General features: G+C 51.0%; 9 protein-coding genes. 2 read left to right on the plus strand and 7 right to left on the minus strand.

Translation table 11 applies throughout. The annotated features are described in order from the left end of the window. Positions 1-27: 27 nt before the first annotated feature. The 7 genes from FHS16_RS20395 to FHS16_RS20425 all read right to left on the minus strand — a co-directional run bounded on the left by FHS16_RS20395 (position 28) and on the right by FHS16_RS20425 (position 7,548). Positions 28-183, minus strand: a complete 156-nt coding sequence (locus tag FHS16_RS20395; protein WP_183566939.1) for a hypothetical protein — start codon at positions 181-183, stop codon at positions 28-30. A 442-nt stretch (positions 184-625) separates the two neighbouring features. Next, positions 626-2,278, minus strand: a complete 1,653-nt coding sequence (locus FHS16_RS20400; RefSeq protein ID WP_183566942.1) for an extracellular solute-binding protein — start codon at positions 2,276-2,278, stop codon at positions 626-628. 70 nt (positions 2,279-2,348) lie between these two features. Further along, complete coding sequence (locus tag FHS16_RS20405; RefSeq protein ID WP_312890993.1) at positions 2,349-3,251, minus strand: carbohydrate ABC transporter permease; 903 nt, start codon at positions 3,249-3,251, stop codon at positions 2,349-2,351. Positions 3,252-3,294: 43 nt separating this feature from the next. Further along, entirely contained in the window at positions 3,295-4,254 is a 960-nt protein-coding gene (locus FHS16_RS20410; protein ID WP_183566945.1) for an ABC transporter permease, read from the minus strand. Between the two features lie 23 nt (positions 4,255-4,277). Next, positions 4,278-5,162, minus strand: a complete 885-nt coding sequence (locus tag FHS16_RS20415; protein WP_312890995.1) for a carbohydrate ABC transporter permease — start codon at positions 5,160-5,162, stop codon at positions 4,278-4,280. A gap of 58 nt (positions 5,163-5,220) precedes the next feature. Continuing rightward, positions 5,221-6,105 (minus strand): carbohydrate ABC transporter permease, encoded by an 885-nt coding sequence (locus FHS16_RS20420; RefSeq protein WP_183566952.1) that lies wholly within the window; start codon positions 6,103-6,105, stop codon positions 5,221-5,223. Between the two features lie 78 nt (positions 6,106-6,183). After that, positions 6,184-7,548, minus strand: a complete 1,365-nt coding sequence (locus FHS16_RS20425) for an ABC transporter substrate-binding protein (RefSeq protein WP_183566955.1) — start codon at positions 7,546-7,548, stop codon at positions 6,184-6,186. A gap of 195 nt (positions 7,549-7,743) precedes the next feature. Between FHS16_RS20425 and FHS16_RS20430 the strand changes: the two genes are divergently transcribed. Together FHS16_RS20430 and FHS16_RS20435 are read left to right on the plus strand one after the other, a co-directional pair. Continuing rightward, positions 7,744-9,564, plus strand: a complete 1,821-nt coding sequence (locus tag FHS16_RS20430; protein ID WP_183566958.1) for a sensor histidine kinase — start codon at positions 7,744-7,746, stop codon at positions 9,562-9,564. After that, positions 9,554-11,182: a response regulator transcription factor gene (locus FHS16_RS20435; protein ID WP_183566961.1), complete on the plus strand. Its 1,629-nt coding sequence runs from the start codon at positions 9,554-9,556 to the stop codon at positions 11,180-11,182. Before FHS16_RS20430 ends, FHS16_RS20435 begins: the two co-directional genes overlap by 11 nt. Positions 11,183-11,325 lie beyond the last annotated feature (143 nt).

Genomic DNA, 11,325 nt, shown 5'->3' on the forward strand with positions numbered 1-11,325 from the left:
TTCATTGCCGGCCTCGCAAGGCACGGCTTACACCAAGCGGAGAGTGAACCTAGTTGCCCACTCTCCACATTGTCTTTTCAAATATTGCGCTGAGTTGCCTTCGATCGCACCGTCCAACTTTGCCTTCCCATCTACATTCCCGCCACTTGCGTTTGGTTCTGTGCCTTTTTTCTCATTTCTCATTCCCCATCTCCCATCCCTCGATTCATCCCCTTTCAACCTTTTCAACTTTTTGAACACGCTTACATTTTCAAATAGATTATATAATCGACCTGATCTTTTGTAAACAACAAATTTAAACTTAATTACTTGTATATAAATTAGTTTAAATTCGCATTTTGCGACTAGTCCATATAAAAGTGAGAAATCCATTGTGGAAAACGCGGTTTTTGTCGAATAAATGGAGGTCCTCCATTTATCAACTCGAGCATTATTCTGAATCCATCTCCCTTCTTCATTCGATTAAGTTGAAATATGTTTAAATTGCGAGGTGGCATATGCAGTCCCGTTCAACTAAGCCCCATTTTCGCCGACCCCGCGTATGAAAATAAAAAAACTGCTCCGCTGCGGATAAATCCGCAACAAAGCAGCCTTTTCTTGAATGAGCCAGCCGAACCGGCCCTGCTTATTTTCCGTTAATCAATGCCAGGTTTTCCTGCCATCTCGCCGTGCGGAACTCGTTAACCTTGTCGAAGCCGAGATCGGTCGTTGTCTTCTTCGCTTCCTCGATGAGCTTGAGCACCTCCGCATCATCCTTCGCGAAGAGGATTTTACCGAAATACTCATTGGTCATTTCGCCGACCTGTTGGTTGATAATCCCCTCATCCGTCTCTGGAGCCGGATCAATATTGTTGTACTGCGTCATGTTTTGCGATGTTTTCCAGGCGATGTTCAGCTGTGCCAATGAGCCCCAGTTGCGCTGCTCTTCCGGCAGCGTCTGTTCGATCTTCTGCTTGCTCGTATCGACAAAGGTCGCGTTGCCCGCCCATACGTAAGCTTCCAGCTTATCCTTGTCTTTCTCCTCCTGCGGCGTGCTGAACCACTTGTCGTTCGGAATCGGCGCGCCATCCGCATCGTAATCGTCCCAGTACAGGCCCTGCGGTCCGAAAAACATGACGCGCGTGCCTTCCTCGCCCGTCATCCAATCCAGATAAGCGAAGATCGCTTCCGGATTTTTGGCGCTGGTCGTAATGACGTTGACGTTCCAGCCAAGCGCGTTATAGCCGTTTGGATACACTTTATATTTGTCCAAGCCGGACTTCGCAATCGGCCAAATGAACGCGTAGCCGGCCGCCGGATCCTGCGCTTTCAGCGCATTATGCCCTTCGCGCCCCATATTCGTCGCGTTGCCGCCGACAAACACGGCGACTCTGCCCGCAGCCAGCTTCTCTTTCACTTGATCGTCCTTCTGCGTCATCGCATCCTGCGTCATCAAGCCTTCCCTAAACAGCTTGCTCGCGTACAGCATCGTTTCTTTCCATGCTTCGTTATTGTAGATCGTATCGAATTTATCGCCGTTCGGATAAGCCTTCATCGCATGGAATGCGCCGGCTGCCCCCTCTTGGAAGCTTGGGAACATCACTTCGACGCCCGAAGCGTTGCCGCCAACTTCTAAAGGCACGACGTCAGGATATTTCGATTTCACCTGCTGCAAGTACGCGTACAAGTCATCGGTTGTTTCAAGCTTTGGAGAGCCAAGCTCCGCATAAATCTTCTTATTGACGAACCAGCCGCCGTTGCCCGTAGGCTCTGCCGTATACCAGTTCGGGAACTGATAGATTTTACCGTCGCTCGAGCGCAGCATGTTTAACGTTTCTTCGCCTGCCCATTTTTTCAAATTCGGGTATTTATCGATATAGTCATCAAGCGGAACAAGCGCACCCGCTGCCCGCAAACGCTCAACCTCGGGACCGCGGTCCATCATAATCGCGCCTGGAAGCTCTTTGGATGCAATCATCGTACTAAGCTTCTGCGCCGCTGCGCCTCCTGATTGAATCGGCTCTACCGTCACCTTTAGATTGTCCTGCACCCACTTGCTGTTCGGGTTAGCTCCCCACGGCTCAGTCGTCCACCAGTCGTAATGTACATAATAAGAGAAGGATACCGGTGTTTCTCCTAGAACAAACCCATCACCCGTATCCGCTTTATTGGCGTCTTTGCCTGCTATATTGCCTGCGTTGCCGGTATTCCCGCCGTTATTGCCGGAGCAGCCCGCAAGCAGCACAGTGCCGGCAAGGCCGACGGCCATCAGCGCGGTGAGCAGCTTTTTTCCTTGCATAATCGTACGCCTCCCAATTTTTCATATATACTCAAGCCCCGCGCCTTGGCAGCAGGGCCGAATACCGAGATTACTCCTTCAAGGAGCCGATCATTACGCCTTTCACGAAGAAACGCTGGACGAACGGGTACACGAGAACGATTGGTATCGTCGCCACCATCATCGTAGCCATGGTCAGCGATTTGCTCGTAACGCTCTGCATGCGGCTTAGCGCATCCGAGGCCGCGCCGCTCGCCTGCGATGCGATCGATAGCTGCTCGCTCATCGTATTGGCATTCATAATCTGCTGGAGAAAAGTCTGAATCGGATACAGCTTGGCATCGTTAATGAAGATCGTCGCGGTGAACCAGTCATTCCAGTGGTAGACTGCCGTGAACAAGGAGAGCGTGGCAAGGACCGGACCGGATAAAGGAAGCACGATTTTGAAAAAGATTCCGAACGTGCTGGCTCCGTCAATCTTCGCGGATTCCTCCAGCCCGTCGGGCAGCCCCATGAAGAAGGTGCGGAATATGATCATGTTCCACACGCTTACCGCTGTCGGAATGACCATCACCCAGAACGTGTCCATCATGCCAAGCTCTCGGTTCAGCAAGTAAAACGGAATCAAGCCGCCGCTGAAATACATCGTGATGATGGCAAAGATCATATAATATTTTTTCCCGATCACTCCTTTGACGGACAAGCCGTAAGCGAAGATCGCTGTAAAAAAAATGGAGATGGCCGTTCCGGCAACCGTCCGGGATACCGAAATGAGAAATGCATCCAGGATCCGCTCGTTTCGGAAGACGATATTGTAATTATCGAGCGTAAACGATCTCGGCCAAACCGTTATGCCGCCTTTTGCCGTATCCAACCCCTCGTTGAATGAAATAACCGCCGAGTTCCAAAAGGGATACAGCGTCGCCAGCCCTAGCAGCACAAGGAACATATAAATCAACGTTTGCAACGCTTTATCGCCGCTGCTCAGCTTCACTAGGCTTCACCACTTTTCCGCAAATTGGCCTTCCTGCGCTGCCCTACCATAGGCTTGTACCCGCACGTCTGGCGAGATAATTAGCCATGGTCAGCAAGCCGACGCTTATTATCGCTTTGAATAAGCCGACCGCAGCCGCATAAGAGAAGCGGTTATTAATAATGCCGATTCGGTAAGCGTAAGTATCGATAACCTCCGCCACGTCACGCAGCATGGCGCTCCGCCCGAGCAGCAGCAGGTCGTCGAAGCCCGCGTTCAAGAGGCTGCCGATATTGAGAATGAGGAAGATAATAATGACCGGCATAATCGAAGGAAGCGTTATCAAAAATATTTGCTTAAGCTTGCTCGCTCCATCTATGGATGCAGCTTCGTATAAGCTCGGATTAACGCCTGCGATGGCCGCCAAATATACGATCGTCGCAAAGCCGATTTCCTTCCACAAGTTCGTCGTCACGATAATGCCCCAGAAATATTCGGGCAGCGACAGGAAATTAATCGGCTTGTCGATCAGCCCCAGCTCCTGCAGCCCGATGTTCAAGCTGCCGTTATCCACGGAAAGGATCGAAATCGTAAAGCCCGATACAATAACCCAAGACAAGAAATGAGGCAAATAGCTGATCGTTTGGATAATCCTTTTGAACGCCATATTTCGCACTTCGTTCAGCATAAGCGCGAGCAGTATCGGAGCCGGAAAATTAATGACCAGCTTCAGCAAGCTGATAATGATCGTGTTGCGGATGACGCGGAAAAAATCAGGCGAATGGAAAAACATCTCAAAATGCTTGAAGCCCGCCCACGGGCTGCCGAAAAACCCTTTAAATAGGCTGTAATCCTGGAATGCCATCAACACGCCGTACATCGGAACATAATGGAAGATAAGTATAAAAACCAAAGCCGGAAAGATCATCAGCTGCACTTGCCATTGCGATAAAAACCGCCGCCATAGCGGCTTTTGCCTCTGTGTACTCAGGTTTGGCGTTTTCGCCGTAACCGGTGCTTGCATACTGACCGCCTCCTTCATGTAGACTAGCCCTTCACTGCCCCCGCGGTAATTCCGCGCGACATCTGCTCCGTGAACATCAAATAGATGATGACGGTCGGAAGCGCGATTATCGCCATTACGGCAAACTGCGCGCCATAATTGGACGAATACTGCCCGGTAAACTTCATAATGGAGAAAGGAAGCGTCTTGAAGGTCTCCGAGGTCAGGAATGTATTCGCCATAATAAATTCATTCCACCAGCTGATGAAATTCATAATGCACACCGTAGCAATCGCAGGTTTCGTGATCGGCATTATGATGCGGAATATGACGCCGAAGACCGAGCAGCCATCCATGACCGCTGATTCCTCTATGCTTCTGGGTATCGTCTCTAGAAAGCCCGATAGGATGAGCAGGCTGATTGGCAGCGAGAACGCAATATATGGGAGGATCAGTGACAATGGATTATCGATGAGGCTCAGCTTGTCGAACAGAATAAAGTTCGGCAGCAGCGTCGCGTGTATCGGCACGATCATGCCAAGCATGATAAAGGCCATTGCAGGGCCGCGCAGCTTCCACTGCATCCGCGTGAAGGCGTAGCTCAGCATCAGCGCGAGAAAAGCAGCTACCAATATCGTAATGGTTGTAATAAATAAACTGTTCAATAAGAAGCGCGGGACGCTCCCGTATGTGAATGCATTCACATAGTTATTCCATTCAAACGATTTAGGCCATTTCAAAATACCGCTGCCGAAGAAGTCCCCGCTCTTCAGGAAGGAATAATTAATGAGCCAAATAAGCGGGAAAATCTGGAGCAGCGCCACGCCCCACAAGACGATATGAAGAATGGCCTTTAATGCGGGCGAGGCCGCGTCCTTCTTCCTGGCTTTATTCACCTCGCGATGGGTCTTGGCTGATAGGGCTTCCACGGGCATGCCTCCTCAAAAATTCATGTCTATATTGTATGCTTGGCGGTTAGTCACCCGATTAGAACTCACCAACATCCTTTTTGAACGCTTTGTTCATCGCCAGCGTAAGGATCAGGCAGATGATGACGAATACGACGGATATCGCGTTGCCATAGCCATAGAGCGATGAAGAAAATGCTGTTTTGTACAAGTAGTTGCCGATAAATTGCGTTGTATTGGCCGGTCCCCCGTTCGTCATGAGGAACACGGTTTCCATCTGCTTCAGGCAAGCCGTAACCGCGATCACGACGGCCACGCGAACCATCGGCGAGAGAAGGGGAATAACGACCCGCGTATAAAGCTTCACTCTTCCTGCCCCGTCAAGCTCCGCCGCCTCGTACAAATCCTTAGGTATGCCCTGCAGTCCCGCGTAATAGAGCAGCAATGCATAACCAAAGCCCTGCCACATCACAACGACGATAATGCACCAGATGGCAAGCTTCGGATCGCCGAGCCAATCCTGCTTCCACGCGCTGAGGCCCATGCCCTCCAGTAATTTATTAAACATCCCGAAATTCGGATGAAATACGCTTACCCACATTTTCGAAGTGACGACGATGGAAATAACGGCCGGTATGAAAAAGATGGCCCGGAACCATTTCTCAAGCTTCCCTGCATGCGTAACGAATATTGCGAATAACAGCGCGATCGGATGCTGGATCAGAAGCGTTGCCGCCAGCAGCAGCAGAGCATTAAGCAACGAGCGCCAAAATACGCCGTCGTGAAACAGAATGTTCGTGTAGTTATCAAGCCCAACGAAATCGTAAGCGCCGATCCCTGTCCAATTCGTCGTCCCGTAATAGGCGCTCATCACGATCGGAAGGCAAACCATGAAGAGAAACAGCATAAAACCCGGTGCGACTAGCCAAAAAATAGTGATGCGATTGCTCATCAGTTTGTGCATGTTCTCCCCGCTCTCTATCTGTAGAAGGCGGGGCAGTCCATACGAGTCCGGCTGCCCCGCTGCTAACAGGTTAATCGCTTACTTCAATACCGCGACTGCGGCATCCATCTCCGCAAGGAACTGCTCCGGCGTAATTTGCTTGCCGAACAGCTTCTGGTGCGCTTCCATGACTTTCGTCTTGAACTCATCCGTGCCGTTGTCATGCACAGGCGTACCGCTGGAGGAGGTCATCGCGCTGAATATATCGACAAGCTGCTTCTGGAGCGCCGTCTCGTTGCCTGTCAGAAATTGATCGAACTTCTGTGCCGGCGTGCCGGAGCCCGTTTCCCATACCTGCTTAGCCCAGTTCTCCGGTGCGAAGAAGTATTTCAGGAACGCAACCGCAGCTTCCGGATGCTTGGAGTTTTTGGACACGGCGTAACCGCCGCCATACCATGCCGCCACATCCGTTGTTTTGCCTTTATCCGATGCGGGGTACGAGATCGCACCTACGTTATTGCGGAATTCCTCCGGAAAATTCTCGTCCGTGGCGAGGCCCGCTTCCCAGTTGCCCATGACATACATCGCTGCCTGGCCTTGGCCAAACAGGTTACGGGAGGTGCCGTAGTCCGCTGTCAAGAAGCCGTCTGCCAAGCCTTTGCTGTCAGCTAACGCCGCAATATCCTGTGCCGCTGCCAAGAAATCAGCGTCGCCCGTGAACTTGCCCTCGCCTTTCAGCACAGCATCCATTTTGTTGAAATCGCCGGTATGGCGCTGCGCCGCATATTCGAACCAGATTGGCAGCGACCAGCCTTCCATCGCATTCGTAGCGATCGGATTAATGCCCTTCGCTCTTAGCTGCTTCGATACTTCCAGCAATTCGGCCGTCGTTGTCGGCACGGCCAGGCTGTTATCGTCAAACAGCTTCTTGTTATAGTAGATCACGAGGAAATCGGTGCCGCGCGGCAGGCCGTAAAGCTTGCCGTCCTGCGAGAAGCCGTCCTTCGCGCCCGGCACGAAATTGCTGCTCTCGAATTCCGACTCATTCAATTCAAGCAGCATATTGTTATCAATCAGCGGTTTAATGAAGGAGGTTTGGCCCCAAGCCTGAATGATGTCCGGCACCGCGTCAGTCGAGGCGTATACTTTGATTTTCGCTTTGTAAGGCTCATCCTGAAGCGCTTCGACCTCAATCTTCACGTTCTTGTTCTCTGCCATATAGCTATCGATGATGGCCTGCTCTATTTTGCCCGCGCCATTGGAGCGGTCAGCGAGCGCCGTGAAAAATTTCAGCGTAACCGGCTCTGCTTCCTTCTCTTCTACCGGCGCAGTGGTTTCTTTCGCTTCATTGCTCGGGCTCGCCGCATTGCCCTTATTCTCATTTGCGCCGTTGCTGCCGGAGCTGCATGCTGCAGCCGTGAACACCAAAAGTATTGCTGTCAGCGTGATCCATATCTTTTTCATCGCTACCCCACCTTTATTTAGTTGACCAGGCGTTCCCTGTTCTGCCCCCATTATAACGTGTATCCCGCATGGCAAAATATGGCCCAAAATTTAGAATAGATGCCTCATTTTTTGGATCATGGCCAAAAACCCACTACCCTGAATTATTTCTTGGTATACTGAAAACACAAAATTCGATTGGCTAAGGTGATGGGTATGAGGGCTTTGTTTCCTCCTTTCAGGCATATTACTCTACAGCGCAAATTGCTTACGTTAGTCATTCCGCTTCTCATTGTTACCGTAGGCATCACGGGGCTGTATTCCTATTACATCGCCTCGGGCGAGGTCATCGACAAGCTGCGCCAATCGCAATTGAACATGGCGATCAAGACGAAGGATCAGCTAGACTATTTTGCCAAAAGCACGCTCAGCTTCTCCAACTATTTGTTTCTGAATCCGGCCGTTCAAGGCATGGTCCTGAACGGCGATACGCCGCAGCGGCGCGACCAAGTGTTCAAAAGCCTGCTCCCGCTCATGGTAACCGGCGAAACGATCCAGTCGCTTATTGTTTACCCCTCTTTCAAGGAGGATGTATCCGGCCAGCCCTTTGCCATTACGCAAACCGGTATTGCAAGCGCTATCAGTTTCGACGGTTTTACTAAAACCCGCTATTATGAAAGGCTTACGAAAACCGATTCCGGCCATATCTGGGATATGTTCTATCCTTCGGATTATATATTGCCAGGCGATTATCACCATAAGATCGTCTTAATCAAGCCTTACAAAAACTATTACAATTACGCGCGCATCGGCCTGCTGATCATCGGGATGGATGCGGATAAGCTGAGCAAAACCTTATACCATGACAATGAGGATGCTGCGCAGTTCATCATGAACGAGCAAGGCACCATACTCGCGGCAACCGATATTCAGTGGATCGGCAAGCCGATTACGCTGCTGCCTTTTTTTGATCAGCAGGATACGAGCACGATCCATCCGGAGCGAGGGCTCGCTTTATTGAAGAAGGATAACAAATATATTGTCTCCGACTCGGTCTCGGACATTACGGACTGGCATACCGTCGTCATTCAGGATCGCAGCAAGCTGGTGCTTGAGCTGAAGCATATCGGCTCCGTCACGTTCTCTATCATGGCGGTCGTGACACTTATTACGATTATCGTCTCCTGGGTCATCGCCCGGATCATTACGAATCCGATGAAGAAGCTGATGCTCTCCATGCGGGCGCTGCAAACCGGAGACTTCACGCAGCGAGTCCATTTCAACGGCAATGACGAGATTGGCAGGCTTGGGCATTTGTACAATACGATGGTCGGACGGATCAAGACGCTGATCGACGATGTCTACGCTTCCCGGCTGAAGCAGAAGGAAGCGGAGCTGAAAGCGCTGCAGTCGCAGATTAATCCGCATTTCCTCTACAACACCTTAAATATGATTAACTGGAGCGCAGTACAGAAGGGTGACAAGGAAATATCGGAAATGGTCGTTTCGCTCTCGCAGGTGTTCCGTCTCAGCCTGAACAGCGGCAATGATCTAGTCGCGCTGGAGCAGGAACTGGAGCTTGTCCGTAACTATCTATTTTTGCAGAAAAAAAGATTTACGACGCGGTTTAATTTTGAAATTGAGCTCGACCCGGCCATTTCACATTTCCGCATGCCGAAGCTGCTTCTGCAGCCGCTTGTCGAGAATGCGATTATTCATGCCATCGAGCCCTCCGGAGGTAATGGGCATATCCACATCAGGGCGTATACGGAGGCCACTATCATTATTCTGGAGGTTGCAGACAATGGACCAGGCATGCCGGAGGAACAAGTAAGGCGCCTGAACCAATCCCGCGTCGATGAGCCGATGCGAGTGCTGCAGACCAATGTTCCCCACTCGGGCATGGCGCTGTCCAATATTAAAGAACGACTTGCCTTGTTCTATGAGCAGGCTGAATTCGAGATTGTAAGCCGGGAAGGACTCGGTACGAGGGTTCAAATCCGAATTAACCAAGGGGGTACCGCGCATGACGCTTAAAATGATCGTTGCTGAGGATGAGCAATCGTTCCGGGAAGGCATTCTCACCCTTGTCGACTGGAAGCTGTACGGCATCGAAATTGCCGGTGAAGCCGAGAATGGCAGGCAAGCGCTCGAGATGATCCATAATGATCCGCCCGACCTGCTGCTGACCGACATTCGCATGCCCCATCTGAACGGACTGGATCTGATTCGCGAAGCCAAGGCCGCCGGACATGAATTCCGCTCCGTGCTGCTTACCGGCTACAACGAATTCGAATATGCCAAGGAAGCGATTAAGCTAGGCGTGTCCGACTATCTCCTGAAGCCCTGCACGCCGCATGATATCGTTCGGGTCATTTTTGACTTGAAGCAGAAAATCGAAGCCTCGGAAAACGAGGACAAGGCGGTCAACGCGCTTAATCAAAGCTGGAACCGTAATATTCATCTGCTTAAAAATCAAATATTATCGCAATGGATCCAACAGCCTCTAATGCCGCTGGAGAATCGGGGCAGCGTGCTGAGAGAGATCGACATGGCTCTCCTTCCCCGGCCCATACAAGTGGGAATTATTCGAATTGACGCTAGCGTACGGCCAAACGCCGCAGCCTCCAAGCGGGATCTGGAGCTCATCCGCTACGCGCTGCTTAATATCACAGGCGAGACGCTTCGGCCGCTATATGAGGGCAGGCTTGAAGTATTTCGGCACGGGGATGAAATGCTATGGGTAGGTAATTATCCGGAGTGCGCCTCGCATGACGCAGTCGAGAGCGCCATGCGAATGCTGCAGCATAACCTGGAGGCTTACCTGAAGCTTTCGATCAGCATTTCGATCAGCTCGGCACAAGCATCCGTCGATTTCGCCCATATCGGCTTTCAAGAGGCGCTTCATGCGATGGAGGGGCGGTTCTACCAGGGCCGCGGCGGCATCTTCTTCTACGCCGGAGCAGACAAACAGCAGGCAGCGAAAACGTCGATTTTGGAAGACGCGTTTCTCAACCGGCTGGAGAAGGAGCTTCTTTTCTCGCTTCAGAATGAACAATACGAGCAGGCCGTCGACGCCATCGAGGCGAGTATGTGCCATATCCGTGCCAGCTCCAGCTATTCCAAGGCTGAAGTGCATTTACGGTCGACCAGCCTCATTCTCGAGCTGCAGAAATTTGCCAAGGAACGCAAGGTCGCATCCATTGAATGGCAGGACAGCTTCGTCAACTGGATGGAGCAAATTCCGAATATGGAGACGCTTGATGAATGCACTGTCGTGCTTCAGAAAATCGTGCAAAGCATCGTCGAGGCCGTATCGAACCAAAAGTCGCTCCACCGTACGGTTCACGCCACTATCGAGCTTATTAAGCAAAGATACAACACCAACCTCACGCTTGAGCTTGCGGCTAAGGAGACGTTCGTCAGCAATTCCTATCTCAGCTCGCTCTTCAAGCAGGAGCTTGGCGTCAATTTCCTCGACTACCTTCATCAATACCGGGTAGAGCAGTCCAAGGAATGGCTTCGTCAAAGCTATAAAATATACGCGGTCTCCAAGCTTGTCGGCTATCAGGAGGAACGCCATTTCAGTTCAACCTTCAAGAAATGGACCGGTCTAACGCCCCGGCAATACCAGAAAAACTACAATGCAGAATAAAACATGCGATGACGCGGTACATGGGGTTAAAAAGCAAACTGCACACATAAACTGCACACATAAACTGCACATTAAATGTTCTTCCGATCGTCATTGCTCAGGGATTCCTTTGAATCAACTTGGAAAGGTTGGAATCCCTTCAC

Origin of the sequence: Paenibacillus endophyticus (assembly GCF_014192395.1) — a bacterium.
GTDB lineage: Bacteria > Bacillota > Bacilli > Paenibacillales > Paenibacillaceae > Pristimantibacillus > Pristimantibacillus endophyticus.